Source organism: Pseudomonas sp. GW821-FHT02B10 (genome assembly GCF_059421865.1).
The window spans coordinates 349,117-375,652 of the sequence record NZ_JBWKVU010000001.1 but is presented as its reverse complement, the minus strand read 5'-3'; the positions used below and the strand labels follow the sequence as shown (position 1 = coordinate 375,652).

Here is a 26,536-nt window from a genome sequence, read left to right as displayed (position 1 = left end):
TGAACTGTGCAGAGGGTCACTAGTCTTTCATAGCCCGCTATTTCAAGGAACAGGGAGCTTCAATGAACGAACAACAGATTCTGTTGGCCTTTGGCGGCATAGGCGTGGCTGCAGTGGGCTGCCAATGGCTGGCCTGGCGCCTGAAACTGCCGGCCATTCTGTTCCTGCTGTTGAGCGGCATTCTCGCCGGCCCGGTCCTGGGCTGGCTCGACCCGCAGGAACTGTTCGGACCGCTGCTGATGCCACTGGTGTCGCTGGCGGTGGCCTTGATCCTGTTTGAAGGCAGCCTGACCCTGCACCTGTCGGAGTGGCGCGAGATCGGCAAGGTGGTGCACCGGCTGGTGACCATCGGCGCCCTTTCGACCTGGGCAGTGATCACCCTGGCCACCCACTGGCTGCTGGGCTTCGACTGGTTGCTGGCGCTGCTGTTCGGCACCCTGACCCTGGTCACCGGCCCCACCGTGATCGTGCCCATGCTGCGGGTGGTGCGGCCCAAGGCGTCGATCGCCAACATCCTGCGCTGGGAAGGCATCGTCATCGACCCGATCGGTGCCCTGCTGGCGGTGGTGGTCTACAGCTTCATCATCGCCAGCGCCGAGGGCCAGGGCCTGCAGCACAGCCTGATGACCTTCGGCGGGGTGATCCTCTGCGGCAGCCTGTTCGGCATCGTCGGCGGCTGGGTACTGGGCACCATCATGCGCCGCCAGTGGTTGCCGGAGTACCTGCACAACCTGGCCACGCTGGCGGCGGTGCTGGGCATCTTCATCGGTGCCAACCAGGTGATGCATGAGTCCGGCCTGCTGGCCGTGACCCTGATGGGCATGTGGATGGCCAACATGAAGGACGTCGACGTCCGGCACATCCTGCACTTCAAGGAAAACCTCAGCGTGCTGCTGATTTCCGGGCTGTTCATCCTGCTGGCGGCGCGCCTGGACCTGCATGCCCTGATCGCCCTGGGGCCGCTGGTGTTGATTCTGCTGCTGGTGATCCAGTTCATCGCCCGGCCATTGAACGTACTGCTGTCCACCGCTGGCTCGAACCTGAGCTGGCGCGAGCGGGCCCTGCTGGCCTGGATCGCGCCTCGAGGCATCGTTGCCGCGGCGGTCTCGGCGATCTTCGCCATTCGCCTGGACCAGGCCGGTCACGAAGGGGCGCTGCTGCTGGTGCCGCTGACCTTTGCCGTGATCATCGGCACCGTGGTGCTGCAAAGTGCCACTGCGCGGCCGCTGGCCCGCCTATTGAAGGTCGCGGAACCAGCGCCGAGCGGCTTCCTGATCGTCGGTGCGAACGCTCCGGCACGGACCATCGGCAAGGCTCTACAACAACTGGGCAGCCGCGTACTGCTGACCGACTCGAGCTGGGAAAACATCCGTGCCGCGCGCATGGACGGCCTGCCGACCTATTTCGGCAACCCGGCATCGCAACATGCCGATGCCCATCTGGACCTGGTGGGGCTTGGCCATCTGCTGGCGCTGTCACCCTCCGGCGAATTGAACACCCTGGCCTCCATGCGTTTTCGCCACGACTTCGGCCATCAGCGCCTGTTCGGCCTGGCCAACAGCCAGGAAAGCCGGCGCACCGACAAGCACCGGGCCAGCCATGAACATCGCGGGCACCTGCTGGGTAACGAGACGCTGTCCTACAGCAAACTGGCCAGCCTGCTGGGACAGGGTGCGGAGCTGTACAGCACCAACCTGACCGAAGGTTTTGGCTGGGAGGATTACCAGGCGCTGCATGGTGAGCGGGCGACTCTGCTGTTCGCTCGCGACAACAGCGGCTGGGTGCATGTGCTGACGCCAGGCAGCGCCCTCAAGCCCTCCGCGGGATGGACCCTGGTGGCGTTGATTCAGAAGGATACGACGGCGGGCTGAAACATATCGCCGGCAAGCTCGCGCCTGTAACCGCGAGCTTGCTTTTGATCAATCCACTATCAGTCGACAAACCCCGGCAGCACCGGTACCGGGCGCTTGTCGTCATCGATGGCGACAAAGCTGAACAGGCCATGGATGGCCTTCTCTCGCCCATCGCAGCTCATGCTCTCGACGAACACTTCAACCTCGACCTTGAGGCTGGTATTGCCGACCTTTACCACCCGTCCCACCAGCTCGACGATGGAGCCGGCGGCAATCGGGTGATTGAAGTCGATACGGTCGGTGGACACGGTGACCAGCGGCAACCGGCAGAAACGGGTCGCAGCGATGAACGACACTTCATCCATCCAGGCCAGCGCCGTGCCGCCGAACAGGGTGTTGTGGTGGTTGGTGGTCGACGGGAATACCGCCTTGGTCACGCGGGTCACCGACAGCTCGGTCCGGCGTTGGATTTCTTGCTCGCGGGGGCTCATGGTTCTACTGCCTGAAACACAATTCGGGGATAAATGACGGGCAACAAAAAAGCAGCCCGTAGGCTGCTTTTTTCTGCATCGGAAGCTGGACTTAAACCAGTTTTTCCTTGATGCGAGCTGCTTTACCCGACAGGTCGCGCAGGTAGTACAGCTTGGCTTTACGTACGTCACCGCGACGCTTGACAGCCATGCTGTCGATTTGCGGGCTGTAGGTCTGGAAAGTACGCTCTACGCCAACACCGTTGGAGATTTTACGAACGGTGAATGCACTGTTCACGCCGCGGTTACGCTTGGCGATTACAACGCCTTCGAACGCTTGCAGACGGGAACGATCGCCTTCCTTCACTTTCACCTGAACGACAATGGTGTCGCCCGGGGCAAAGGCTGGGATCTCTTTGGTCATCTGCTCTGCTTCGAGTGCAAGAATGATTTTGTTGGTCATGCTGTGCTCCTAAGGTAAATCGTCGGATCTACCATCGATACGTTGTTAACTATCGTCCCGCTCGCGGATGTATTCCTCGAGCAGCTTCTTCTCTTCTCCAGAAAGCGAGCGGCTTTCCAGAAGATCGGCGCGTCGTTCATAGGTCCGACCAAGGGACTGCTGTAAACGCCAACGCCGGATGTGTGCGTGGTTGCCACTTAGCAACACGTCGGGAACACGCTGATCCGCATACACCTCCGGTCGGGTGTAGTGCGGGCAATCCAGCAGACCATCCGTGAAGGAATCCTCCTCCGCGGAATCCGCATGCCCTAAAGCTCCGGGCAGCAGTCGCGTAACCGCATCAATCAGGACCATCGCCGGCAGCTCGCCACCGGAGAGTACATAGTCGCCAATCGACCACTCTTCATCGACATGAGCTTCAATAAAACGCTCGTCAATGCCTTCATAACGACCGGCAATCAGGATCAATGCATCCTCATTCGCCAACTCGCGTACCGCCGACTGAGTCAGTTTGCGGCCTTGGGGCGACAGGTAGATCACCTTCGCGCCCTCCCCGGCTGCCTGCCTGGCCTGAACCAGAGCATCTTCCAGGGGCTTGATCTTCATCACCATGCCCGGGCCACCGCCAAATGGGCGATCGTCCACAGTGTGATGTCGATCCGTGGTGTAGTCTCGCGGATTCCAACAGGTCAGCTGCAAGAGCCCCTGTTTCACCGCGCGGCTGGTTATGCCGTAGTCGCTGATGGCGGAAAACATCTCGGGAAACAAACTGATCACTTCTACGCGCAGGCTAGCCACGTTCAGAAGTCCGCGTCCCAATCCACCTTCATCTCGCCCGCTGCCAGGTCGACGGCCAACACGCATTGCTCGGTATAGGGCAACAGGCGTTCGCGATCATCCAGGCTGCCAGCGCAAGGCTTGACCACCATTACATCGTTCGAGCCGGTCTCCAGCAGGTGATCGATCTTCCCGAACAGTTGTCCGTGAGTGTCGATGACCTTGAGACCTTGCAGCTGGTACCAGTAGTACTCGCCGTCGATCAGTTCAGGGAACAGGTTGCGCGGCACGCAGATCTCATAACCGGCCAGAAGACGCGCTTCTTCACGATCATCGAGACCCTTGAGCTTTGCGACCAGGAATTTTTCATTCCCGCGTCCGCTGACCAGCTCAACCTGTTTCACGCTACCTTCGCGCTTGAGCGTCCAGGTTTTGTAATCCAACAGGTTTTTAATCGGATCAGTAAAGGAATAAACCTTCACTTCGCCGCGAACGCCGTGAACAGAGTAGATTTTGCCGATAACGATCAAATCATCAGCAGGAGCAGGCGTCGCGTTCATAGGGTTCAGGCTGCAGCCTTAGCCGATTCCTTCAACAGCTGAGCAACGCGCTCAGACGGTTGTGCACCAACGCTCAGCCAGTAGGCTACGCGCTCTTGGTTCACGGACAGGCGGACTTCTTGACCACGAGCGATCGGGTTGAAGAAGCCAACTTGTTCTTTGTGCGAACCGTCGCGTGGGTTGCGGCTGTCGGTCACGGTCAAGTGGTAAAACGGGCGCTTTTTGGAGCCGCCAAGGGCAAGACGGATTGTTAGCATGTGAACATCGTTCCTGTAGTCGGTGCTGCAAATCTAAATGCACAGCGGGCATGGGTGCCCGAAAGGCCGCATATTCTAAGGAATATCCGGACTTTTGCAAATGACTTTTTCCGGCGCCTACCGGCTGCCATCCAGATTTGCTATAGGGCCGTTGGCAACAACGGCAAGTCAGCTCCCGCCAAGCGCGGGTTTGCTGGAGGTCCCGCGTCCCCGCGGGAAACGCCGGCATGGCTGCCGGCGTGGATTCTTCAGATCTTCGGCATGCCGCCGCCGGGCAACATTCCGCCCATGCCGCGCATCATTTTCGCCATCCCGCCCTTGGCGGAGAATTTCTTCATCATCTTCTGCATCTGCTTGTGCTGCTTGATCAAGCGACCGATGTCCTGCACCTGGGTGCCGGAACCCATGGCGATCCGACGCTTGCGCGAACCGCTGATCAGCTCAGGGTCGCGGCGCTCGGCCGGGGTCATGGAGTTGATGATGGCTTCCATCTGCTTGAACTGCTTCTCGGCCGCGCCCTGGGCATTGCCCATTTGCGCCAGGTTCACGCCACCGATATTCGGCAGCTTGTCCATCAGGCCACCGAGGCCGCCCATGTTCTTCATCTGTTGCAGCTGATCGCGGAAGTCTTCGAGGTCGAAGCCTTTGCCTTTTTTCAGCTTTTTCGCCAGCTTGTCGGCTTTTTCCTTGTCGAGGGTCTGTTCGGCCTGCTCGATCAGGCTGAGCACGTCGCCCATGCCGAGGATGCGCGAAGCGATACGCTCAGGGTGGAATGGTTCGAGCGCTTCGCTCTTCTCGCCCATACCGATGAACTTGATCGGCTTGCCAGTGATCGCACGCACCGACAGTGCGGCACCGCCGCGGGCATCGCCGTCGACCTTGGTCAGGATCACGCCGGTCAGCGGCAGTGCGTCGCCAAAGGCCTTGGCCGTGTTGGCAGCGTCCTGGCCGGTCATGGCGTCGACCACGAACAGGGTTTCCACCGGCTTGACCGCCGCGTGCAACGCCTGGATCTCGTCCATCATGTCGGCGTCGATGTGCAGACGACCGGCGGTGTCGACGATGACCACGTCGATGAACTTGAGCTTGGCTTCTTTAATAGCCGCTTCGGCGATCGCGACCGGCTTCTGGCTCAGGTCGGACGGAAAGAAGGTCACGCCAATGTCGTTGGCCAGGGTCTCGAGCTGCTTGATCGCCGCCGGACGGTAAACGTCGGCGGATACCACCATCACGCTCTTCTTCTTGCGCTCTTTAAGGAAGCGTGCGAGCTTGCCGGCGGTGGTGGTCTTACCGGCGCCCTGCAAACCGGCCATCAGCACGACGGCAGGCGGCACGGCGCTCAGGTTCAAATCTTCGTTGGCCGCGCCCATCAGGCTTTCGAGTTCGGCCTGGACGATCTTCACGAACGCCTGGCCCGGGGTCAGGCTGCGCGACACTTCAGTGCCGACCGCACGTTCCTTCACCGAGTTGACGAAGTCCTTGACCACCGGCAGGGCGACGTCGGCTTCGAGCAACGCCATGCGCACTTCGCGCAGGGTGTCTTTAATGTTGTCCTCGGTCAGCTTGGCCTTGCCGGTGACATGGCGCAGCGTCTGCGAGAGACGGTCGGTTAGGTTTTCAAACATGCGCGATCCTTTCAGGCCCTAAGTAGACCGAGGTAATGGCGGCTCGGGGCCCCTATATAAAGAGGTGCTCCGTGGGCAGGTCGCGGATTATAGCGAAGACTGCGTGCGACGCACAGCCGCCGTCTGGTTGCACGGTCTTTCGTGTGATGGCGGTTCTATGCCAAACTCAACGACTTTCGGGCTTGCCTAACAGGATTTATGCTCCCCTTGTCACCCAGCTTGCTAACCACCCTCGCCGCCGCCTGTCTCTATGCCGCTGCGACCCTCTATCAAGGCACTCGTCTGGCTCAAGCCGCCAAGACGAACAAGCGCCTGCTGGTCTCGCTCGGCATCCTTGCCCTGCTCGCCCACAGCGCCAGCCTCCTGACCCACCTGATGACGCCCGTGGGCCTGGGCCTGGACTTCTTCAGCGCCGCCAGCCTGATCGCCGCCGCGGTGATAGCCCTGACCCTGCTGGCCTGCTCGCGCATTCCGGTGGAGAACCTGCTGGTCCTGCTGTTTCCGCTGGGGGCGCTGACCGTGCTGCTGGCGCAGTTCGTGCCCACCGGCACGGTGCCGGTGATCGACGAAGAGCCAGGCATCCTCGCCCATATCCTGCTGTCGATCCTCGCCTACGGCATGTTCACCATCGCCGTGTTCCAGGCCCTGTTGCTGCTGGTGCAGGACCACCAGCTCAAGCACAAGCACCCGTCCGGGCTGATCAAGAACTTTCCGCCGCTGCAGACCATGGAGAGCCTGCTGTTCGGCTTCCTCTGGGCCGGCTGGACCCTGCTTTCGCTGTCGCTGATCTCCGGCTGGCTGTTCGTCGAGAACCTGTTCGCCCAGCACCTGGTGCACAAGACCCTGCTGGCCTGCCTGGCCTGGGTGGTGTTCAGCGTGCTGCTGTGGGGCCGCAACCGCCTCGGCTGGCGCGGACACAAGGCGATTCGCTGGACCCTGGCCGGCTTCTGCCTGCTGATGCTGGCGTACTTCGGCAGCAAGCTGGTCCGTGAATACATCCTGCATATCTGACGAGCGGCGATAATGGACAACCTGCCCATAGAGCCGATGCTCGTGGTCCTGGCCTTGCTGGTGCTGTGGTCGGGGCTGTTCACCGCCATCGAAGCCGCCCAGCAACACCTGCTGACCCTGCGCACCGCTTCGCGCTCCGGCGACAAACCGCTGGCGCGCCTGAGCTTCCCGCGCGACAGCCTGATTCTCTGCAACACCCTGTGCCGGGTGCTGGCGGTCATCATCAGTACTTTGCTGGCGCTCCTGCAGTGGGCGGAAAACGGCCCCTGGCTGGCCTGCCTGATCGCCACCAGCGTGTTGCTGGTACTCGCCGACTACCTCCCGCGCACCCTGGCCACCCGCTATCCGGATGCGATCCTCAGCCTGGGCAATACCCTGCTGGGCGTGCCGCTGAAGATCATCTACCCCGCGGCCTGGCTGCTCCACAGCATCAGCCAGCTGTTGCTGCGCCCCTTCACCCGCAAGGCTGGCGCCGTCAAGCAGAGCGAAGACGAGCAGGCCGCCGCCCCGGACGGCGCCGAGGAACATGCCAACGGCCGTCCGCACCCGGTGTCGGGCATCCATGCCCTGGACAACATCACCGTCAATGACATCCTGGTGCCGCGCAGCGAGGTCGACGGGATCAACCTCGACGACCCCATCGCCGACATCATCGAACAGCTGCGCTTGTCCAAGCGCACCCGCCTGCCGGTGTTCCACAGCGATATCAACCAGGTCGAGGCGGTCCTCAACACCCGCCAGATCCGTCACCTGCTGGCGGATGCCAGCCTGACCCAGGAGGCGCTGCTGGCGGCCTGCCACGAACCTTACTTCGTGCCGGAAAGCACCCCACTGCAGCTGCAACTGCTGAACTTCCACAAGCAGCAGCGCCGCCTGGGCATGGTGGTGGACGAGTACGGCGAAGTGCTGGGCATCGTCACCCTGGAAGACATCCTCGAAGAAATCGTCGGCGAATTTGAAAGCGAACACAGCCTCGACAACCCGCATATCCATCCCCAAGCCGACGGACGTTTCGTGATCGAAGGCGCGGCCTCGATTCGCGAACTGAACAAGAGCCTGGGCTGGCACCTGCCCTGCGACGGCCCGAAAACTCTCAACGGCCTGGTCACCGAAGCGCTGGAGACCATCCCCGACAGCGCCGTTTGCCTGAAGATCGGCCGCTACCGCCTGGAAATCCTCGAAACCGAGGACAACCGGGTCAGTCGCGTGCTGATCTGGCACACCAAGCCGCTCACCGCGCCCGCCCTGTAGCCCTGTAGCCCTGTAGCCGCTGGCGCAGCCTGCGATCGAAGGCGCAGCCGGCGCAAAACCTGCCAATACGCTGTATCAGGCAGAACGCAGATACAGGGTTTGCGACCGACTCGCGGTCGATCGCAGCCTCGCAGGCTCGGCAGCGGCTACAGGGTTTCAAGTCCCGCTTGTTTGATCGTTAGGGGCCTTCCTATAATCGATCCGCTTACCCAAGCCCCGCAGCACCCGCGTGCTACCCGCACCCAGCGGCTTCTGCCCTGCTCCGCCCGCTTCTGGCAGGCTTCGCTCCCACCCCGAGCCGCGCCCGCGCCAAACCCACATCCCTGGGTGTTCGACCATAATAATTCGCTCCCATGGAGCACATGACTGTCAGGGATAACCGCATGACGACCAGCACCACTTACAGCGCCTCCGTGCCTGCCCAGCCGACCAACTCCGCCAGCCGCGTGGCCACCGCCAGCTTTATCGGCACCGCCATCGAGTTCTACGACTTCTACGTGTATGCCACCGCCGCCGCACTGGTGATCGGCCCGGTATTCTTCCCGCAGACGTCCGGCACCGCCCAGATGCTCTCGGCGTTCCTGACCTTCGGCATTGCCTTCCTCGCCCGCCCTCTGGGCTCGGCGCTGTTCGGCCACTTCGGCGACCGGATCGGCCGCAAGTCGACCCTGGTGGCATCGCTGCTACTGATGGGCGTGTGCACCACGCTGATCGGCGTGCTGCCCGGCTATGACAGCATTGGTGCCTGGGCACCGGTCCTGCTGTGCCTGCTGCGCTTCGGCCAGGGCCTGGGGCTGGGCGGCGAATGGGGCGGCGCCGCGCTGCTCGCCACGGAAAACGCGCCCAAAGGCAAACGCGCCTGGTTCGGCATGTTCCCGCAGCTGGGACCATCGATCGGTTTTCTCGCGGCCAACGGCCTGTTCCTGACCCTGGCCATGAGCCTGAGCGACGAACAGTTCCGCTCCTGGGGCTGGCGGCTCCCGTTCCTGCTCAGCGCCGCCCTGGTGCTGGTCGGCCTGTATGTGCGCCTGAAGCTGCATGAAACCCCGGTATTCGCCAACGCCATCGCCCGCCAGGAGCGGGTCAAGATGCCGCTGGTCGAGCTGTTCAGCCAGTACTGGCTGCCAGTGCTGCTGGGCGCTGCGGCGATGGTGGTGTGCTACGCGCTGTTTTATATCTCGACGGTGTTCTCGCTGAGCTACGGCGTCGCGACCCTCGGCTACAGCCGCGAAACCTTCCTCGGCCTGCTGTGCTTCGCGGTGTTGTTCATGGCCGCGGCCACGCCGCTGTCGGCCTGGGCCAGCGACCGCTATGGACGCAAGCCGGTGCTGATCATCGGCGGCCTGCTGGCGATTCTCTCCGGCTTCACCATGGAACCGCTGCTGACCCAGGGCTCGACCTGGGGCGTGGCGCTGTTCCTGTGCATCGAGCTGTTCCTGATGGGCGTGACCTTCGCCCCGATGGGCGCCCTGCTGCCCGAGCTGTTCCCGACCCACGTGCGTTATACCGGCGCATCGGCGGCCTATAACCTGGGCGGCATTGTCGGCGCCTCGGCGGCACCGTTCTTCGCCCAGAAGCTGGTGGCGATGGGGGGATTGAGTTGGGTTGGCGGCTATGTGTCGGCGGCAGCGGTGCTCAGCCTGATCGCTGTGCTGTGCCTGAAGGAAACGCGCAATAACGACCTGAACCAGGTCGGCTGAGAGATTGTTATCGCGGGCAAGCCTCGCTCCTACCTACAGAAGAGCGCGATCTTCTGTAGGTAGGAGCGAGGCTTGCCCGCGATGCTTTTACAGCTCTACAACGACCGCCTGGGAAGCGCGGGTCGCCTTGGCCCGCGCGGCCTCGATCGACTCGTCGCGCGCCAGGGCCACGCCCATGCGGCGCTGGCCGTTGACTTCGGGCTTGCCGAACAGGCGCAGGGCCGTATCCGGCTCGCTCAGGGCCGCGCCCAGGTTGGCGAAAGCGGTCTGGGTCGACTGGCCTTCCACCAGGATCACCGCCGAAGCCGACGGGCCGAACTGACGGATCAACGGGATCGGAAGGCCGAGAATCGCCCGCGCATGCAGGGCGAACTGCGACAGGTCCTGGGAAATCAGGGTCACCAGGCCGGTGTCATGGGGACGCGGCGACACTTCGCTGAACCAGACCTGGTCGCCCTTGACGAACAGCTCGACGCCGAACAGGCCTCGGCCACCCAGGGCCTCGGTCACGGCCTTGGCCACGCGCTCGGACTCGGCCAGGGCTTTCGGGCTCATGGCCTGGGGCTGCCAGGACTCCTGATAATCGCCCCTCTCCTGGCGGTGGCCGACCGGCGCGCAGAAGGTGGTACCGCCAACGTGGCGCACGGTCAGCAGGGTGATTTCGTAATCGAAATCGATGAAACCTTCGATGATCACCCGGCCCTTGCCGGCACGCCCGCCTTCCTGGGCGTAGTCCCAGGCCTTCTGCACGTCGTCGACGCTGCGCAACAGGCTCTGGCCCTTGCCCGAGGAACTCATCACCGGCTTGACCACGCAAGGGAAGCCCAGGTCGTCCACCGCCTTGCGGTAGTCTTCGAAGGTGTCGGCGAAGTGGTAAGGCGAGGTCGGCAGGTCCAGTTCTTCGGCGGCCAGGCGACGGATGCCTTCACGGTTCATGGTCAACTGGGCGGCCCGGGCGGTCGGGATCACGGTGAACCCTTCGGACTCCAGCTCCACCAGGGTGGCGGTGGCGATGGCTTCAATCTCCGGCACGATGAAGTGCGGCTTCTCCGCCTCGATCACTGCACGCAGCGCGGCACCGTCGAGCATGTTGATCACATGGCTGCGATGGGCGACCTGCATCGCCGGCGCATTGGCGTAGCGATCCACGGCAATCACCTCAACGCCCAGGCGTTGCAGCTCGATCACCACTTCCTTGCCCAACTCACCACAGCCACACAGCAAAACGCGGGTCGCGGTTGGCGACAATGGAGTTCCGATACGGGTCATCTGAAAGTCCTCAAAAAGGAGCGGATCATCGAGGGTCGCGCACCAGGCAGGCGGCCCATGGGGAAGAAAGCGCGGCATTTTACATGAACCGCGCACTTTGGCCTCAGCTGGCGCACGCCGCCTTGCGCAAACGCCAGGCCATGGCCAGCCAGACCACGGTCACGCCGGCGAACTTCGACCCCAGCGCCGTGAGGATCACGCCCGGGGTCAAGGCGTCTATCAGGCCGAAAAAGATAAAGGTGTCCAAGGGAATGCTCAACGCCGAACTTATCCACAGGCGGTCGTGCAGTGGGCGCTTGGTGATACTGAACACCAGCCAGTCGATGCACTCGGAGACCGCGAACGCCGTGGCGCTGGCCAGGGCGATGGCCGGCTCGGAGGTCACGTAGGACAGCACCAGCGCCACCAGCATGGCGACGAGCGCGCCATGGCCGAAGCGGGTCTGCACCATGTCCCGCAGGACGAACACCAGCCCGCCCCAGGCCGACCAGATGATGTCCAGGTGCGGAGCGGTAGAAAAAGCGTAGTTGATCAGTACGACACTGCCGATATAGGCGATCAGGAAGAGCATGGGGCGAAAAGTACCTGTCAGTAAGGCGCACAGGGTACTTCAGGCGGATGGGATGGGCCAGACGGGAGCTGGCCCGAGATAGCCGTCTAGCCGGACTGGGTGCCGATCATCCACAGCACCCCGCTGGACTTGGCGCGCTCATGACACAGCGCCAGCACCTCACGGCGCTCGGCGTTGTCCATGCGGCTCCAGCGGGTGATCTCGCTCACCGTGCGCTGGCAACCGGTGCAGATATCGTCATCGTCCAGCGCACAAATGCTCACGCAGGGCGAACGGACGGGTTTTTCGGGTTCGGTCATTGTTCTTGCTCGGCCAGATCGCGGGCGTAACGCTGGGAATTATGCACATAGTGCGCGGCGCTGGCTTCGAGCATCTTCTTCTGCTGCTCGGTCAGTTCACGGACCACCTTGCCCGGCGAGCCCATCACCAGCGAACCGTCAGGGATCTCCTTGCCTTCGCCGATCAGCGAGTTGGCGCCGATGATGCAGTTCTTGCCGATCTTCGCGCCGTTGAGAATCACCGCGTTGATGCCGATCAGGCTGTAGTCGCCGACGCTGCAGCCATGCAGCATGGCGTTGTGGCCAATGGTCACGCCGGTGCCGATGGTCAGCGGAAAGCCCATGTCGGTATGCATCACCGTGCCGTCCTGCACATTGCTGTTCCTGCCGATCAGGATCAGCTCGTTGTCGCCACGCAGCACCGCGTTGAACCAGACGTTGGCCCCCTCCTCCAGCTTGACCTTGCCCACCAGCGTGGCATTGGGTGCGACCCAGCTTTGCGGGTGGGTTTCGACACGGGCGTCGCCCAGGCGGTATTTCATATTGTTGTCCTCAAGGCCAGGCAGGTTCATATACACAGTGGGGTCAGGCCATACGAGCGATGGCTTCAAATATTGATAAAGCTTTTGGGCGGTTGGTGCAGGCTGATCTGGGCGTCATACAGCAGGTTGATCAGCTCGACGATCATGATCGCCGTCAGGCCCCAGATCTTGTACTCGCCGAAGCGGTAGCTCGGCACGTACCAGCTGCGGCCCTGATAATCGATGCGGTGAGTATGCTCGCGCGGGTCCTGGCGGAAAAACTCCAACGGCACGCTGAATACCGCGGCGATCTCGGCGTCATTGGCCAGGTACTCGACGTAATCGGGAATCACCCCGACATAGGGCGTGACCTTGATCCCGTGCAGGGAAATCAGCGGGCTTAAAGGGCCGATCACCTCCACCAGCCCCGGGGGCAGACCGATTTCCTCTTCGGCTTCGCGCAGGGCGGTAAAAACCAGGTCGGGATCTTCCGCGTCGCGGCGGCCGCCGGGGAAGGCCACTTCGCCGCCGTGGGTGGACAATCCTTTGGCGCGCAGGGTCAGCACCAGCTCAGGCTCGTCACTGCGGGTAATGGGCACCAGCACGGCGGCCTCGGGGAAACGTCGATCCGTCTCCAGCGGTCGCGGCGTATGGTTGCTTACCCGGTGCAGTAGCTCGTCCAGCATGAGTCTTCTCGATCTGTCGACTACCTTGCATCATGCACCAAACAAACCGACCGCCCAAGCCCCGATCCACGCCATGTCGCGTAACGACAACTTGCCGACAAAGCCCCGTGCACGCCAAGATAGGCGCAGCCTTTTCGGATACCCAGCATGAAATTCTGCAGCCAGTGCGGTCACCCGGTCACCCAACGCATTCCCGAAGGCGATTCGCGCCTGCGTTTTGTTTGCGACAACTGCCAGACCATCCATTACCAGAACCCGAACATAGTCGCCGGCTGCCTGCCTACCTGGGGTACCCAGGTGCTGCTGTGCCGGCGCGCGATCGAGCCGCGTCGTGGCTACTGGACGCTGCCGGCCGGCTTCATGGAGAACGGCGAGACCGTCGAACAGGCGGCGATTCGCGAGACGTTCGAGGAGGCCTGCGCCCGGGTCCGCAACCTGAGCATCTATACCCTGATCGACGTCCCGCACATCAGCCAGGTGCATGTCTTCTTCCGCGCCGAACTGGCGGACCTGGATTTCGCCGCTGGCGCAGAGAGCCTGGAAGTCCGGCTTTTCGAAGAAGCCGACATTCCCTGGTCCGAGCTGGCTTTTCGCACGGTCGGGCGTACCTTAGAATGTTTCTTCGCTGACCGGCGGAACGAGCAATACCCCGTGCGTTCCGAGTCCATTCCGCCCCTGGCTCAGCCTGCCCTCACTTAAACAACAAAACGTACGCGGCACCTGTGTACTCTTAGGGATATCGTTTCATGCGCTGGTTGCTCGCTCTTTTCTGCTACTCGGTTATCGCGGTCTCCCACGCCTCCGCGACGGATACCCTGAACGGCAAGGTCATCGAAAAAGTCCTGGTCCTCAAGTCGGCCCATCAGTTGCAACTGATCAACGACGGCAAACCCATCAAGACCTACCGCATTTCCCTGGGTAAACGACCCAAGGGGCCGAAGCTCATGGAAGGCGACAAGCGCACTCCGGAAGGCTTCTACTGGCTGGACTGGCGCAAGACTAGCGACCGCTTCAACCTGGCCATGCATATCTCCTACCCGAACATCAGCGATTCCGCCCGCTCGCGCCGCGAGGGCGTGGAGCCCGGCGGCATGATCATGATCCACGGCACTCCGGACAGCGAAGACTACCCGGAGCAGTACTTCCATACCCTGGACTGGACCGACGGCTGCATCGCCATGCGCAACGTCGACATGCGCGAAGTCTGGGGCCTGGTCCCGGACGGCACGATGATCGAAATCCGCCCCTGACCTCTCGCTGAAACGCCGCTAAAACACCTCAGTTACAAAAAAAATCGCAGGCCGCGCCGGCTTCGAAAGGTGAATACCAATTCCCGTTCGAAAAACCGCCGCCCCTGCGATTTTCGCATTCACGGCCAGACCGCCCTAATACCACTTCCCCAAACCATCCCCGCCAACGCCCATAAAGCGCCTGTCTTCGTGCGTCATCGTCACACTACTGGCGTTGACATGGTATTTAAGTGGTATTAGTTTTCGCCACATTACCGGGCGACAACAAACCAATAACGCATCGGAATCTCGACAGATGAACCACATCCTGGCCCTGCGCCCTGACGATACCCAGCCGACCCCGCTGTACCTGCAACTGGCGCGCAACCTTGAAGCCGCGATCCATGCCGGCCAGTGGAAAGCCGAACAGGCCCTACCCTCGGAACGCAACCTGAGCGAGATGCTCAATATCTCCCGCGTCACCGCGCGCAAGGCCCTGGAAGTGCTGTTCGAACAAGGCCTGATCCGCCGCAGCCAGGGCTCCGGCACCTTCATTACCCCGCGCCTGGAACAACCGCTGTCGCGGCTGTCGGGCTTCAGCGAAATGCTCCGCCTCAAGGGCTTCGTGCCCGGCTCCCAATGGCTGGAGCGGGAAATCACCACGCCGACCCACGAAGAACTGATCCGCCTCGGCCTGTCGCCGAACGACAAGGTGGCGCGCCTCAAGCGCCTGCGCAAAGCCGACGACACGGTGATGGCGATCGAAATGAGCACCCTGCCGGCCACGATCATTGCCCAGCCGGATGCCGTGGGCGACTCGCTCTACGCCTACCTCGATGGCATCGGCCGCCCGGTGGTCCGTGCCCTGCAGCATATCCAGGCGATCAACGCCTCCGCCGAGTTCGCCGCCCTGGTGGGCATCGCCCCCGGCACTGCGATGCTGCTGATGACCCGTGTCGGCTACCTCGAGGACAACACCCCGATCGAAGTCACCGACACCTATTGCCGCAACGACTACTACGACTTCGTCGCCGAGCTACGTCGCTAAACCAGGCCGCCGAGCCAGGCCGCCAAGTCGCCAAGAACCCGTCCCAGAGAGCTGCCCATGTCCGAACACAACATCCTCACCCCGCAAGGCTGGATTCGCGGCCACCTGAACCACCGGGACGGCAAGGTCACCGGCATCGAAGGCAGCCCCTGCGACCCGACGAACAACGACCTGCCCTACCTGCTGCCGGGCTTCATCGACCTGCATGTGCACGGCGGCGGCGGCAAGGACATCATGGAAGGCGCCCCGGCGTTCGAGACCATCACCCGCACCCACGTGCGTTTTGGCACCACCTCGCTGCTGGCCACCACCATGACCGCGCCGACCGAGGAGATCACCCGGGTCCTGGGCGCCATGGGCGAATACTGCGAACAGCGCCCCAGCGGCAGCGCCCGGGTACTCGGTGTGCACCTGGAAGGCCCGTACATCAACCCGGGCAAGCTCGGTGCCCAGCCCAATTTCGCCCACACCGCACTGATGGCCGAAGTCGAGGCATACCTGCGCCTGGCGCCGATCCGGGTGATCACCATCGCCCCGGAAATCGCCGGCCATGACGCCTTGATCCGCGCTCTCAGCGCCCGCGGCATCCGCATGCAGATCGGCCACACCCTGGGCAGCTATGAGGAAGGCGTGGCCGCACTCGACGCCGGGGCCACCAGCTTCACCCACCTGTACAACGCCATGAGCCCACTGCATCACCGCGAGCCCGGCATAGTCGGTGCCGCCTTGGCCCACGCCCAGTACGCGGAACTGATCCCCGACCTGCTGCACGTGCACCCCGGCGCCATGCGCGTGGCCCTGCGCTCGATCCCCTGCCTGTACTGCGTGACCGACTCCACCGCGGCGGCCGGCATGCCGGACGGCGAATACAAGCTCGGCAGCCACACCGTGACCAAATGCCTGGGCGGCGTGCGCCTGCCGGACGGCACCCTGGCCGGCAGCACCCTGACCATGGACCAGGCCTTGCGCAACCTGGTGAAGATCGGCCTGCCCCTGGCCGAGGCTTCGCAACGCTTGTCACAGTTTCCCGCCGATTATCTCGGCCTGGCCGAACGCGGGCGCTTGCAGGTCGGCAGCTGGGCCGACTGCGTGTGCCTGGACCGCTCACTCACACTGACCGCCGTGATGGTCGAAGGAGAAGACATTGACTTCAAAAATGCTTGAAGAGGCGCTGTCCGCCGCCGCGGCCGTCGAAGGCCAGTTGCAGCACCTGGACCCGCAACTGATCGAGGTGGCCGGGCGCCTGAACCGCCAGCCGCCACAAGTAGTGATGACCGTCGCCCGCGGCAGCTCCGACCATGCCGCCAGCTACTTCGCCTACCTGACCATGCAGCATCTGGGCTTCCCGGTCGCATCCCTGCCGATGTCGGTGGTGACCATGCAACAGGCGCCGCTGCGGGTCAGCGGCCAGGCGGCATTCGCCTTTTCCCAGTCCGGGCAGAGCCCCGACCTGGTCAACAGCATGCGCCTGCTGCGCAAACGCGGGGCCTTGAGCGTGGCCATGGTCAACGCCCAGGACACCCCACTGGAAGCCGCCAGCGAATTCTGCCTACCGCTGCACGCCGGCGCCGAACGCAGCGTGGCGGCAACCAAGAGCTTTATCGCCACCCTCAGCGCCAGCGCCCGCCTGATCGCCCACTGGAAACAGGACGCGCAGTTGCTGGAAGCCGGCCTCGCCCTGCCCCAGGGCCTGCGCGAAGCCGCGACCCAGGACTGGAGCCCGGCCGTCGAGGCCTTGCGCGATAGCCAACGGTTGATGGTGATCGGCCGTGGCGCCGGTTTCGCCATCGCCCAGGAAGCGGCGCTGAAACTCAAGGAAACCTCGGCGATCCAGGCCGAAGCCTTCAGCAGCGCGGAGGTTCGCCACGGTCCGATGGCGCTGATCGGCGACAACTACCCGCTGCTGGTGTTCGCCCCACGGGGAGCGGAGCAGGCCGGCCTGATCAGCCTTGCCGCCGACATGCGCCAGCGTGGCGCCCGGGTGCTGCTGGCGGCGCCGGACGACATCGTCGAACGCGACCTGACCCTGGGACGGGCCGAACACCCGGCCCTCGATCCGATCCTGGCGATCCAGAGTTTCTACGGCATGGCCGCAAGCCTTGCCGAGGCCCGGGGCATGGACCCGGACCAGCCACGGCACCTGAGCAAAGTGACCCGCACCCACTGAGCCTTTCCTTCAACGGATGAGTACTGCGCCATGCACAACAACAATAAAGACCTGACGCTCGGCGCTCCCTTGAGCGGCCCGGTGCTCACCCTCGCCAGGGTGCCCGACCTGGTGTTTTCCAGCGGCGCCATGGGCGACGGGATCGCCATCGACCCGCTGAACAACACCCTGCACGCCCCCTGCGCCGGCGTGGTGGTGCATGCCGCCCGCACCGGCCACGCGGTGACCCTGCGCGCCGACAATGGCGCGGAACTGCTGCTGCACCTGGGCCTGGACACGGTCCAGCTGCAAGGCGAGGGTTTCTCCATGCTGGTGCAGGAAGGCGCCCGGGTCAGCAGCGGCCAGGCCCTGCTGCGCTTCGATCTCGACCAGGTCGCGCGCAACAGCAAAAGCCTGATCAGCCTGATGATCCTGACCAACAGCGAACACTTCCAGACCCTGCCCATCACCCTGAAATCGGTGAAAGTCGGCGAACCGCTGCTGCACATCGTTCCACGCGCGGCCAATACGGCCCAGGCGGAAGCGGGTGACACCTCGACCGACGAGGTGGAAGGCCAGACCCGGGTCAATCATCGCGGCGGCCTGCATGCCCGGCCGGCCGCGCTGATCCGCCAGACCGCCCAGGGTTTCAGCAGCAAGGCGCACCTGCATTTCAACGGCAAGTCGGCGTCCTGCGACAGCCTGGTCAGCCTGATGGGGCTGGGGGTCGGCGAGCAGGACGAGGTGCGGGTCAGTTGCCAGGGCAAGGACTGCAAGGCCGCCCTGCTGGCGCTGCTGGACGCCCTCGCCACCCCGATGGCCGAAGACGCCCATGCCGCGGCGCCAGCGGTGAAGGCCGTCGCGCCCCAGCGCCCCGCCGAAGCCGGGGTGATCCAGGGCGTCTGCGCCGCCCCCGGGCTGGTCTGCGGGCCGCTGTTTCACCTGACCGCCATGACCCTGCCCGAAGACAGCGGCGGTCACCCGCCACAGGAGCAACTGCAGGCGCTGGACCTGGCCCTGGACAAGGTTCGCAGCGACATTCGCGGCACCCTGGAGCACGCCCGGCAACGCAAGGACAACCAGGAAGAAGCGATCTTCGCCGCCCATCTGGCCCTGCTCGAAGACCCGGCGCTGCTGGACGCCGCCCGCCAGAGCATCGGCCAGGGACGCGCCGCCACCCACGCCTGGAGCGACGCCATCGGCGAACAGTGCGAGGTCCTGCTGCAACTGGGCAATGCCCTGCTCGCCGAACGCGCCAACGACCTGCGCGACCTGCAACAGCGGGTCCTGCGCGCCCTGCTCGGCGAGGCCTGGCATTACCAGTTGCCGGCCGGCGCCATAGTCGCGGCCCACGAACTGACCCCGTCCGACCTGCTGCAACTGAGCGAGCAAGGCGCTGCCGGCCTGTGCATGGCGGCCGGCGGCGCCACCTCCCATGTGGCGATCCTGGCGCGCGGCAAGGGCCTGCCCTGCCTGGTGGCCCTGGGCTCGGAGCTTCTCGATGTACCGCAAGGCCAGCAAGTGGTGCTGAATGCCGACCACGGGCGCCTGGAACTGACACCGGACAGCACGCGTATCGAACAGGTGCGGCAGAACCATCTGCTCCGCCAGCAACGCCGCGAGCAACAACAGCAACAGGCCCAACTGCCGGCCAGGACCCTCGATGGCCAGGCGATCGAGGTCGCCGCCAATGTCGCCTCCAGCCAGGAAGCCCAGGGCGCCCATGCCAACGGTGCCGATGGCGTCGGCCTGCTGCGTACCGAGTTTCTGTTTGTCGACCGGCATACCGCCCCCGACGAACAGGAGCAGCGCCTGGCTTATCAGGCCGTGCTCGACGCCATGGGCGACAAGTCGGTGATCATCCGCACCATCGACGTGGGTGGCGACAAGCAACTGGACTACCTGCCGCTGCCGGTGGAAGCCAACCCGGTGCTGGGCCTGCGCGGCATTCGCCTGGCCCAGGCCCGCCCGGAACTGCTCGACCAGCAACTGCGGGCCCTGCTGCAGGTCAGCCCGCTGCAACGCTGCCGCATCCTGCTGCCGATGGTCAGCGAGCTCGACGAACTGCTGCATATCCGCGAACGCATCGATTGCCTGTGCGCCGAGCTGGGGATCAGCCAGCGCCCGGAGCTGGGGGTGATGATCGAAGTCCCGGCCGCCGCCCTGCTCGCCGAGCAACTGGCCGAATACGCCGACTTCCTCTCCATCGGCACCAACGATCTGTCGCAATACACCCTGGCCATGGACCGTGACCATGCCGGCCTGGCCGCCCGGGTCGATGCGCTGCACCCGGCGTTGTTGCGGCTGATCGCCCAGACCTGCACCGGCGCGGCCAGGCATGGGCGCTGGGTCGGCGTGTGCGGCGCCCTGGCCTCCGACCCGCTGGCGACGCCGGTGCTGATCGGCCTGGGGGTCAGCGAGCTGTCGGTGAGCCCACCGCAAGTGGGCGAAATCAAGGAGCGGGTCCGCCAACTGGACGCTGCGCAATGCCGACGCCTCAGCCATGACCTGCTGAACCTGAGCAGTGCCTCGGCGGTGCGTCATGCCTGCCACCAACACTGGCCCCTGAGCTGAATAACAAGAACACCGGGAGACACGCCATGTACCAATTATTCATCGAAGGCCTGCAGCGCCTGGGCCGCGCCCTGATGCTGCCGATCGCGATCCTGCCGATCGCCGGCCTGCTGCTGCGCCTGGGCGACACCGACCTGCTGAACATCGCGATCATCCACGATGCCGGCCAGACCATCTTCGCCAACCTGGCGCTGATCTTCGCCATCGGCATCGCCGTGGGCTTCGCCAAGGACAACAACGGCACCGCCGGCCTGGCCGGGGCCATCGGCTACCTGGTGATGGTGGCGACCCTCAAGGTGCTCGATGCCAGTATCAACATGGGCATGCTCGCCGGGATCATCAGCGGCCTGCTGGCCGGTGCCCTGTACAACCGCTTCAAGGACATCAAGCTGCCGGAATACCTGGCGTTCTTTGGCGGGCGGCGCTTCGTGCCGATCGTCACCGGCTTCAGCGCCGTCGGCCTGGGGGTGGTGTTCGGCCTGATCTGGCCGCCGATCCAGCACGGCATCAACAGCTTCGGCCAGTTGCTGATGGAAAGCGGCAGCCTCGGTGCCTTCGTTTTCGGTGTGTTCAACCGCCTGCTGATCATCACCGGCCTGCACCACATCCTGAACAACATGGCCTGGTTCATTTTCGGCAGTTTCACCGACCCGGCCACTGGCGCCGTGGTCACCGGCGACCTGACCCGCTACTTCGCCGGCGACCCCAAGGGCGGCCAGTTCATGACCGGCATGTTCCCGATGATGCTGTTCGGCCTGCCGGCGGCGTGCCTGGCCATGTACCGCAATGCACTGCCGGAGCGGCGCAAGGTGATGGGCGGGATTTTCCTGTCGATGGCCCTGACCTCGTTCCTGACCGGGGTCACCGAGCCGATCGAATTCGCCTTCATGTTTCTCGCCCCCATGCTGTACCTGGTGCATGCCCTGCTGACCGGCCTGTCCATGGCCCTGACCAACCTGCTGAACATCCACCTGGGCTTCACCTTTTCCGGCGGCGCCATCGACATGGCCCTCGGCTGGGGCCGCTCCACCAACGGCTGGCTGGTGTTCCCGGTGGGCCTGCTGTACGCGGTGATCTACTATCTGGTGTTCGACTTCTGCATCAAACGCTTCAACCTGAAAACCCCGGGCCGCGAAGACACCCCGGGCAGCGAAAAAGCCGCCATGACCAACAATCAGCGCGCCGGTGCCTATATCCAGGCCCTGGGCGGCGCGGACAACCTGATAACCGTCGGTGCCTGCACCACCCGCCTGCGCCTGGAACTGGCCGACCGCAGCAAAGCATCGGACAGTGCCCTCAAGGCTCTTGGCGCCATGGCCGTGGTGCGTCCCGGCAAGGGCGGCAGCCTGCAGGTGGTGGTCGGTCCGCTGGCCGACAGCATCGCCGATGAAATCCGCCTGGCCATGCCCAGCGGCGGCAAGCCACTGGAACAGCCAGGCCCTGCCGCCGCCTTCGAAGCACCGCCAGCGGTGAGCATTGCGCCCCAGGAAGCCGTGAAATGGCTGGACGCCTTCGGTGGCAGCGACAATGTGCTGCAACTGGACTGCGTGGCCATGACCCGTCTGCGGGTGCAACTGGGCGACAACAAGGCGCTGTCGGAATGCCAGCTGAAGAACCTCGGCTGCCAGGGTTCCAGCCAGCTCGACGATGGCGTCTGGCACCTGCTGATCGGGGAAAAGGCCGCGAGCCTGAGCCAAGCACTGGATAGCCTGATCAACCGCAGCGAGGTCAGCGTCAAGGTCTGACCCTCTCCTGCCGGAGAGCAGGCACAAAAAAGCCCGCTGACCGTTACCGGTTCAGCGGGCTTTTTCATGGGTGGGGCCTTAGAAGTCTTCCAGACGCCAGACTTCATAAGCCGGTGTCTCGTAGGGATGGCTCTGCTTGAGGGCCATCACCACGCTACGGATCAACTCGTCGGCCACCACCAGCTCGACTTTCCATTCCTGCACCTGCTCGACCAGGCCGGTCTGCCCGAGAAACGGCTGGCTGCCGTCCAACGGGCGAAACTGGCCCTGGCCCAGCACCTGCCACGCGCACTGGTCGTAAGCGCCGATCCGTCCGCCACCGGCGGCGAATACGGCGTTCTTGACCACATCCACGTGGCTGGGCGGGACGAAAAAGCTGAGCTTGTACACGGGTCTTAGTTCACCCACACGCGAGCGTTACGGAACATGCGCATCCACGCCGCATCTTCGTTCCACTCTTCCGGACGCCAGGAGTTCTGCACGGCGCGGAATACCCGCTCAGGGTGCGGCATCATGATGGTGACGCGGCCGTCGCGACTGGTCAGGCCAGTGATCCCGCGCGGCGAGCCGTTCGGGTTGGCCGGGTAGCTTTCGGTGACCTTGCCGTGGTTGTCGACGAAACGCAGGGCCACGCAACCGGACAGGTCGGCTTCAAGCAGCGCTTCTGCGCTTTCGAATTCCGCATGGCCTTCGCCGTGGGCGATGGCGATCGGCATACGCGAACCGGCCATGCCCTGCAGGAAGATCGAGTTCGACTCCTGGACCTGGACCATCGCCACACGGGCCTCGAACTGCTCGGACCGGTTGCGCACGAAGTGCGGCCAGAACTCGCTGCCCGGGATCAGCTCGTGGAGGTTGGACATCATCTGGCAACCGTTGCACACGCCGAGGGTGAAGGTGTCGCTGCGCTCGAAGAAGCCCTGGAAGGCGTCGCGGGCACGGCTGTTGAACAGTGCCGACTTGGCCCAGCCCTCGCCGGCGCCGAGTACGTCGCCGTAGGAGAAGCCGCCGCAGGCGACCATGCCCTTGAAGTCGTTCAGGTCGACGCGACCGGCGAGGATGTCGCTCATGTGCACGTCGATCGCGTTGAAGCCGGCACGGTCGAACGCCGCGGCCATTTCCACCTGGCCGTTGACGCCCTGCTCGCGCAGCACGGCAACCTGGGGACGCACGCCTTTCTTGATGTAAGGCGCGGCGATGTCCTGGTTGACGTCGAAGCTCAGCTTGACGCTCAGGCCCGGGTTGTCTTCTTCCAGCAGGACGTCGAACTCCTGCTCGGCGCAGTCGGCGTTGTCCCGCAGGCGCTGGATCTGGTAGCTGGTTTCAGCCCACTGGCGCTGCAACAGGCGACGCTCGCCGGCGAAGATATTCTCGCCGTTGAAGGTGATGTTGATATGGCCGTTGTTGACCGGCTGGCCGATCACCGCCACGCAGTCGCCCAGGCCGGCGGCGCTGAACTGCGCCAGCACATCCGGGGTTGCGTCCTGGCGCACCTGGATCACCGCACCCAGCTCTTCGTTGAACAGGATGGCGGCAATCTCGGCCGAGCTCTCGGCCAGGGCGTCGAGGTTCAGGTTCAGGCCGCAGTGACCGGCGAAGGCCATTTCCACCACGCTGGTCAGCAGGCCACCGTCGGAACGGTCGTGGTAAGCCAGCAGGTGACCGTCGGCGTTGAGGCCCTGGATCACCGCGAAGAAGGCTTTCAGGTCTTCGGCGTCATCGACGTCCGGGGCCTGCTTGCCGAGCTTGCCGTGCACCTGGGCGAGGATCGAGGCGCCCATGCGGTTCTGGCCACGACCGAGGTCGATCAGGACCAGATCGGTGGTGCCCTTGTCCATGCGCAGTTGCGGGGTCAGGGTCTGGCGGATGTCCGCCACAGGCGCGAAACCGGTCACGATCAGCGACATCGGCGAGGTCACGGTTTTTTCTTCGCCTTTGTCGTTCCAGCGCGTGGCCATGGACATCGAGTCCTTGCCCACTGGAATGGTGATACCCAGCTCAGGGCACAGCTCCATGCCGACCGCTTTCACGGTGTCGTACAGCCGTGCGTCTTCGCCCGGGTGGCCGGCGGCGGACATCCAGTTCGCCGACAGCTTGATGTCGGAGATCTTGTTGATGCGCGACGCGGCGATGTTGGTCAGGGTTTCGCCGATGGCCATGCGGCCCGACGCCGGGGCGTCCAGCAGCGCCAGCGGAGTACGCTCGCCCATGGCCATGGCTTCACCGGTGTAGACGTCGAAACTGGTGGCGGTGACGGCCACGTCAGCCACCGGAACCTGCCATGGGCCGACCATTTGGTCACGGGCCACCAGGCCGGTGATGGTGCGGTCGCCGATGGTGATCAGGAAGCTTTTGCTCGCGACGGCCGGGTGATGCAGGACGCGCTCGATGCTTTCGCCGATGTCGAGGTTCGACGGGTCGAAATCGTCGCCCAGCTCGGCTTCGCGAACCACCGAACGGTGCATGCGCGGCGCCTTGCCCAGTAGCACTTCCAGTGGCATGTCCACCGGGCTGTTGCCGAAGTGGCTGTCCGTGACAGTCAGATGCGGTTCGGCGGTGGCTTCACCGACGACGGCAAACGGGCAACGCTCACGTTCGCAGATGGCCTGGAAGCGCTCGAAGTCGGCCGGGCCGACGGCCAGAACGTAGCGTTCCTGGGATTCGTTGCTCCAGATTTCGTGCGGGGCCATGCCCGGCTCGTCGTTTGGAATGTTGCGCAGTTCGAAACGGCCACCGCGGTCGCCGTCGTTGACCAGTTCCGGGAAGGCGTTGGACAGACCGCCCGCGCCGACGTCGTGGATGAAGCTGATCGGGTTCTTGTCGCCCAGCTGCCAGCAACGGTCGATGACTTCCTGACAACGGCGCTCCATTTCCGGGTTTTCACGCTGAACGGAAGCGAAGTCCAGATCCGCCGAGCTGGTGCCGGTGGCCATGGAGGAAGCGGCGCCGCCACCCAGACCGATGAGCATCGCCGGGCCACCGAGGACGATCAGCTTGGAGCCGACGACGATCTCGCCTTTCTTGACGTGCTCTTCGCGAATGTTGCCCATGCCGCCGGCCAGCATGATCGGCTTGTGGTAACCACGAACCTCGTCACCGTGCGGGGTGGCGATCGACTGTTCGAAGGTACGGAAGTAGCCGGTCAGGGCCGGACGACCGAATTCGTTGTTGAACGCGGCGCCGCCCAGCGGGCCTTCGATCATGATGTCCAGCGCGGTGACAATGCGCTCAGGCTTGCCGTACGGCACTTCCCACGGCTGTTCGAAGCCTGGGATCTGCAGGTTGGATACGGTGAAACCGGTCAGGCCGGCCTTTGGCTTGGCGCCACGCCCGGTTGCACCTTCATCGCGGATCTCGCCACCGGAACCGGTGGATGCGCCCGGGAACGGGGCGATGGCGGTCGGGTGGTTGTGCGTCTCGACCTTCATCAGGATGTGCACCGGCTCCTGCACCGCGCCGTACTGGCGGGTTTCAGGGTTCGGGAAGAAACGGCCGGCGACATTGCCGACGATCACCGAGGCGTTGTCCTTGTAAGCCGACAGCACACCTTCGTTGTGCATCTGATAGGTGTTCTTGATCATGCCGAACAGGCTTTTTTCCTGGCTCTGGCCGTCGATGTCCCAACTGGCGTTGAAGATCTTGTGACGGCAGTGCTCGGAGTTGGCCTGGGCGAACATCATCAGTTCGATGTCATGCGGGTTGCGCTTGAGGCCCTGGAAGGCGTTGACCAGGTAATCGATTTCGTCTTCGGCCAGGGCCAGGCCCAGTTCGGTGTTGGCCTGTTCCAGCGCGGCGCGGCCACCACCGAGGATATCGATGGCGGTCAACGGCTTCGGCGTGGCATGGCTGAACAGGCCGGCAGCCTGCTCCAGGTTGCCCAGCACGATCTGGGTCATGCGGTCGTGCAGAGTGTCGGCGATCAACTGCGCTTGCGCGTCGCTGAATTCACCGGCCACATAGAAGGCAATGCCGCGCTCCAGGCGCTGGATCTTGCTCAGGCCACAGTTGCGGGCGATATCGCTGGCCTTGCTCGACCATGGCGAGATGGTGCCGAAACGCGGCAGCACCAGGAACAGACGACCGGTAGGTTCTTGCACCGGTACGCTTGGGCCGTACTTCAGAAGGCGCGCAAGCACCTGCTGTTCGTCGCCGGTCAGGACGCCGGTAACTTCGGCGAAGTGAGCGAATTCAGCATACAGGCCACTGACAGCTGGAACCTTCTGGCTCAGTTGCTCAAGGAGTTTGCTGTGGCGAAAGGCAGAAAGGGCAGGAGCGCCGCGCAGGATCAACATCTTCGGGACAGCCTCGGGAAGGGGGTGTGCTTTGAGGCCGTGCATTCTAGCGTAAACCGCCCGCGACGGCACCCGAAACGGCACGCCCGAGCGCGGCCAGACGTCGGCCCGCGCGTAGCACCCTGTGACAAAGGCTCGTCAGGACCATTCAGCAGGGTTATTTCACCCCTCTCCACGGGCCCCGAAGACCCATTCCCGAGGGCTCTGGCC

Annotated in this window: 24 protein-coding genes; 11 read left to right on the top strand and 13 right to left on the bottom strand. The window is 63.9% G+C overall.

Annotated features, from left to right (window positions below):
• Positions 1 to 62: 62 nt before the first annotated feature.
• Positions 63 to 1,871, top strand: coding sequence for a cation:proton antiporter (locus tag AC07VU_RS01690; RefSeq protein WP_277587947.1), 1,809 nt, complete (start codon positions 63 to 65; stop codon positions 1,869 to 1,871).
• Positions 1,872 to 1,930: 59 nt separating this feature from the next.
• Here the strand turns inward: AC07VU_RS01690 and AC07VU_RS01685 are convergent, their stop codons facing one another.
• From AC07VU_RS01685 to ffh, 6 genes are all read right to left on the bottom strand, one after another.
• Positions 1,931 to 2,344: an acyl-CoA thioesterase gene (locus tag AC07VU_RS01685; protein ID WP_007927676.1), complete on the bottom strand. Its 414-nt coding sequence runs from the start codon at positions 2,342 to 2,344 to the stop codon at positions 1,931 to 1,933.
• A gap of 91 nt (positions 2,345 to 2,435) precedes the next feature.
• Positions 2,436 to 2,786: a 50S ribosomal protein L19 gene (rplS, locus tag AC07VU_RS01680; protein ID WP_007927677.1), complete on the bottom strand. Its 351-nt coding sequence runs from the start codon at positions 2,784 to 2,786 to the stop codon at positions 2,436 to 2,438.
• 45 nt (positions 2,787 to 2,831) lie between these two features.
• On the bottom strand, positions 2,832 to 3,584 hold the full coding sequence (gene trmD, locus AC07VU_RS01675; protein WP_007927678.1) for a tRNA (guanosine(37)-N1)-methyltransferase TrmD: 753 nt from the start codon (positions 3,582 to 3,584) through the stop codon (positions 2,832 to 2,834).
• A gap of 2 nt (positions 3,585 to 3,586) precedes the next feature.
• A complete protein-coding gene (rimM, locus tag AC07VU_RS01670) occupies positions 3,587 to 4,123 on the bottom strand; it encodes a ribosome maturation factor RimM (protein WP_457275700.1) in 537 nt (178 codons plus the stop codon).
• A 5-nt stretch (positions 4,124 to 4,128) separates the two neighbouring features.
• A complete protein-coding gene (gene rpsP, locus AC07VU_RS01665) occupies positions 4,129 to 4,380 on the bottom strand; it encodes a 30S ribosomal protein S16 (RefSeq protein ID WP_007927680.1) in 252 nt (83 codons plus the stop codon).
• Between the two features lie 248 nt (positions 4,381 to 4,628).
• The gene (gene ffh / locus AC07VU_RS01660; RefSeq protein ID WP_007927681.1) at positions 4,629 to 6,005 is read right to left on the bottom strand and encodes a signal recognition particle protein; all 1,377 of its coding nucleotides are present in this window, start codon (positions 6,003 to 6,005) and stop codon (positions 4,629 to 4,631) included.
• A 198-nt stretch (positions 6,006 to 6,203) separates the two neighbouring features.
• Between ffh and AC07VU_RS01655 the strand changes: the two genes are divergently transcribed.
• The 3 genes from AC07VU_RS01655 to AC07VU_RS01645 all read left to right on the top strand — a co-directional run bounded on the left by AC07VU_RS01655 (position 6,204) and on the right by AC07VU_RS01645 (position 9,967).
• The gene (locus tag AC07VU_RS01655; protein ID WP_007927682.1) at positions 6,204 to 7,016 is read left to right on the top strand and encodes a cytochrome C assembly family protein; all 813 of its coding nucleotides are present in this window, start codon (positions 6,204 to 6,206) and stop codon (positions 7,014 to 7,016) included.
• Positions 7,017 to 7,028: 12 nt separating this feature from the next.
• Complete coding sequence (locus AC07VU_RS01650) at positions 7,029 to 8,267, top strand: transporter associated domain-containing protein (RefSeq protein WP_274305617.1); 1,239 nt, start codon at positions 7,029 to 7,031, stop codon at positions 8,265 to 8,267.
• Positions 8,268 to 8,650: 383 nt separating this feature from the next.
• Positions 8,651 to 9,967 (top strand): MFS transporter, encoded by a 1,317-nt coding sequence (locus AC07VU_RS01645; RefSeq protein ID WP_457275699.1) that lies wholly within the window; start codon positions 8,651 to 8,653, stop codon positions 9,965 to 9,967.
• A gap of 87 nt (positions 9,968 to 10,054) precedes the next feature.
• Here the strand turns inward: AC07VU_RS01645 and purT are convergent, their stop codons facing one another.
• The 5 genes from purT to AC07VU_RS01620 form a co-directional block, all read right to left on the bottom strand.
• A complete protein-coding gene (purT, locus tag AC07VU_RS01640; RefSeq protein WP_457275698.1) occupies positions 10,055 to 11,236 on the bottom strand; it encodes a formate-dependent phosphoribosylglycinamide formyltransferase in 1,182 nt (393 codons plus the stop codon).
• A gap of 103 nt (positions 11,237 to 11,339) precedes the next feature.
• The gene (locus AC07VU_RS01635; RefSeq protein ID WP_007927702.1) at positions 11,340 to 11,807 is read right to left on the bottom strand and encodes a VUT family protein; all 468 of its coding nucleotides are present in this window, start codon (positions 11,805 to 11,807) and stop codon (positions 11,340 to 11,342) included.
• An 86-nt stretch (positions 11,808 to 11,893) separates the two neighbouring features.
• Positions 11,894 to 12,106: a DUF1289 domain-containing protein gene (locus AC07VU_RS01630; protein WP_007927703.1), complete on the bottom strand. Its 213-nt coding sequence runs from the start codon at positions 12,104 to 12,106 to the stop codon at positions 11,894 to 11,896.
• Positions 12,103 to 12,627, bottom strand: a complete 525-nt coding sequence (locus AC07VU_RS01625) for a gamma carbonic anhydrase family protein (RefSeq protein WP_457275697.1) — start codon at positions 12,625 to 12,627, stop codon at positions 12,103 to 12,105. Before AC07VU_RS01625 ends, AC07VU_RS01630 begins: the two co-directional genes overlap by 4 nt.
• Before the next feature lie 65 nt (positions 12,628 to 12,692).
• The gene (locus tag AC07VU_RS01620; protein ID WP_277587946.1) at positions 12,693 to 13,292 is read right to left on the bottom strand and encodes a CoA pyrophosphatase; all 600 of its coding nucleotides are present in this window, start codon (positions 13,290 to 13,292) and stop codon (positions 12,693 to 12,695) included.
• Positions 13,293 to 13,439: 147 nt separating this feature from the next.
• Between AC07VU_RS01620 and AC07VU_RS01615 the strand changes: the two genes are divergently transcribed.
• The 7 genes from AC07VU_RS01615 (at position 13,440) to nagE (ending at position 22,034) form a co-directional block, all read left to right on the top strand.
• Complete coding sequence (locus AC07VU_RS01615; protein WP_102679293.1) at positions 13,440 to 13,991, top strand: NUDIX hydrolase; 552 nt, start codon at positions 13,440 to 13,442, stop codon at positions 13,989 to 13,991.
• 47 nt (positions 13,992 to 14,038) lie between these two features.
• Positions 14,039 to 14,542, top strand: a complete 504-nt coding sequence (locus tag AC07VU_RS01610) for a L,D-transpeptidase family protein (protein WP_007927719.1) — start codon at positions 14,039 to 14,041, stop codon at positions 14,540 to 14,542.
• A 295-nt stretch (positions 14,543 to 14,837) separates the two neighbouring features.
• Positions 14,838 to 15,569 (top strand): GntR family transcriptional regulator, encoded by a 732-nt coding sequence (locus AC07VU_RS01605; RefSeq protein ID WP_009042314.1) that lies wholly within the window; start codon positions 14,838 to 14,840, stop codon positions 15,567 to 15,569.
• 57 nt (positions 15,570 to 15,626) lie between these two features.
• Positions 15,627 to 16,733 carry an N-acetylglucosamine-6-phosphate deacetylase gene (nagA, locus tag AC07VU_RS01600; protein ID WP_274305615.1) on the top strand — a complete coding sequence of 369 codons (1,107 nt, stop codon included), beginning with the start codon at positions 15,627 to 15,629 and terminating at the stop codon, positions 16,731 to 16,733.
• Positions 16,714 to 17,736 carry an SIS domain-containing protein gene (locus tag AC07VU_RS01595; RefSeq protein WP_274305614.1) on the top strand — a complete coding sequence of 341 codons (1,023 nt, stop codon included), beginning with the start codon at positions 16,714 to 16,716 and terminating at the stop codon, positions 17,734 to 17,736. The genes nagA and AC07VU_RS01595 overlap by 20 nt, the downstream gene beginning before the upstream one ends.
• Positions 17,737 to 17,766: 30 nt before the next feature.
• The gene (gene ptsP, locus AC07VU_RS01590; protein ID WP_495029447.1) at positions 17,767 to 20,289 is read left to right on the top strand and encodes a phosphoenolpyruvate--protein phosphotransferase; all 2,523 of its coding nucleotides are present in this window, start codon (positions 17,767 to 17,769) and stop codon (positions 20,287 to 20,289) included.
• A gap of 26 nt (positions 20,290 to 20,315) precedes the next feature.
• Positions 20,316 to 22,034 carry an N-acetylglucosamine-specific PTS transporter subunit IIBC gene (nagE, locus tag AC07VU_RS01585; RefSeq protein ID WP_495029446.1) on the top strand — a complete coding sequence of 573 codons (1,719 nt, stop codon included), beginning with the start codon at positions 20,316 to 20,318 and terminating at the stop codon, positions 22,032 to 22,034.
• 78 nt (positions 22,035 to 22,112) lie between these two features.
• Here the strand turns inward: nagE and AC07VU_RS01580 are convergent, their stop codons facing one another.
• Positions 22,113 to 22,424, bottom strand: a complete 312-nt coding sequence (locus AC07VU_RS01580; RefSeq protein WP_007927731.1) for a YqfO family protein — start codon at positions 22,422 to 22,424, stop codon at positions 22,113 to 22,115.
• A gap of 5 nt (positions 22,425 to 22,429) precedes the next feature.
• Complete coding sequence (purL, locus tag AC07VU_RS01575) at positions 22,430 to 26,326, bottom strand: phosphoribosylformylglycinamidine synthase (protein ID WP_495029445.1); 3,897 nt, start codon at positions 26,324 to 26,326, stop codon at positions 22,430 to 22,432.
• Positions 26,327 to 26,536 lie beyond the last annotated feature (210 nt).

Excerpts from the sequence above, each read along its gene's own strand:
- AC07VU_RS01605 (WP_009042314.1), top strand. The coding sequence starts at position 14,838 with ATGAACCACATCCTGGCCCTGCGCCCTGACGATACCCAGCCGACCCCG.
- purL (WP_495029445.1), bottom strand. The coding sequence starts at position 26,326 with ATGTTGATCCTGCGCGGCGCTCCTGCCCTTTCTGCCTTTCGCCACAGC.
- AC07VU_RS01635 (WP_007927702.1), bottom strand. The coding sequence starts at position 11,807 with ATGCTCTTCCTGATCGCCTATATCGGCAGTGTCGTACTGATCAACTAC.
- nagE (WP_495029446.1), top strand. The coding sequence starts at position 20,316 with ATGTACCAATTATTCATCGAAGGCCTGCAGCGCCTGGGCCGCGCCCTG.
- AC07VU_RS01645 (WP_457275699.1), top strand. The coding sequence starts at position 8,651 with ATGACGACCAGCACCACTTACAGCGCCTCCGTGCCTGCCCAGCCGACC.
- AC07VU_RS01620 (WP_277587946.1), bottom strand. The coding sequence starts at position 13,292 with ATGCTGGACGAGCTACTGCACCGGGTAAGCAACCATACGCCGCGACCG.
- AC07VU_RS01655 (WP_007927682.1), top strand. The coding sequence starts at position 6,204 with ATGCTCCCCTTGTCACCCAGCTTGCTAACCACCCTCGCCGCCGCCTGT.
- nagA (WP_274305615.1), top strand. The coding sequence starts at position 15,627 with ATGTCCGAACACAACATCCTCACCCCGCAAGGCTGGATTCGCGGCCAC.
- AC07VU_RS01690 (WP_277587947.1), top strand. The coding sequence starts at position 63 with ATGAACGAACAACAGATTCTGTTGGCCTTTGGCGGCATAGGCGTGGCT.
- AC07VU_RS01630 (WP_007927703.1), bottom strand. The coding sequence starts at position 12,106 with ATGACCGAACCCGAAAAACCCGTCCGTTCGCCCTGCGTGAGCATTTGT.
- AC07VU_RS01685 (WP_007927676.1), bottom strand. The coding sequence starts at position 2,344 with ATGAGCCCCCGCGAGCAAGAAATCCAACGCCGGACCGAGCTGTCGGTG.
- rpsP (WP_007927680.1), bottom strand. The coding sequence starts at position 4,380 with ATGCTAACAATCCGTCTTGCCCTTGGCGGCTCCAAAAAGCGCCCGTTT.
- AC07VU_RS01610 (WP_007927719.1), top strand. The coding sequence starts at position 14,039 with ATGCGCTGGTTGCTCGCTCTTTTCTGCTACTCGGTTATCGCGGTCTCC.
- AC07VU_RS01650 (WP_274305617.1), top strand. The coding sequence starts at position 7,029 with ATGGACAACCTGCCCATAGAGCCGATGCTCGTGGTCCTGGCCTTGCTG.
- purT (WP_457275698.1), bottom strand. The coding sequence starts at position 11,236 with ATGACCCGTATCGGAACTCCATTGTCGCCAACCGCGACCCGCGTTTTG.
- ffh (WP_007927681.1), bottom strand. The coding sequence starts at position 6,005 with ATGTTTGAAAACCTAACCGACCGTCTCTCGCAGACGCTGCGCCATGTC.
- rimM (WP_457275700.1), bottom strand. The coding sequence starts at position 4,123 with ATGAACGCGACGCCTGCTCCTGCTGATGATTTGATCGTTATCGGCAAA.
- rplS (WP_007927677.1), bottom strand. The coding sequence starts at position 2,786 with ATGACCAACAAAATCATTCTTGCACTCGAAGCAGAGCAGATGACCAAA.
- AC07VU_RS01625 (WP_457275697.1), bottom strand. The coding sequence starts at position 12,627 with ATGAAATACCGCCTGGGCGACGCCCGTGTCGAAACCCACCCGCAAAGC.
- ptsP (WP_495029447.1), top strand. The coding sequence starts at position 17,767 with ATGCACAACAACAATAAAGACCTGACGCTCGGCGCTCCCTTGAGCGGC.
- AC07VU_RS01615 (WP_102679293.1), top strand. The coding sequence starts at position 13,440 with ATGAAATTCTGCAGCCAGTGCGGTCACCCGGTCACCCAACGCATTCCC.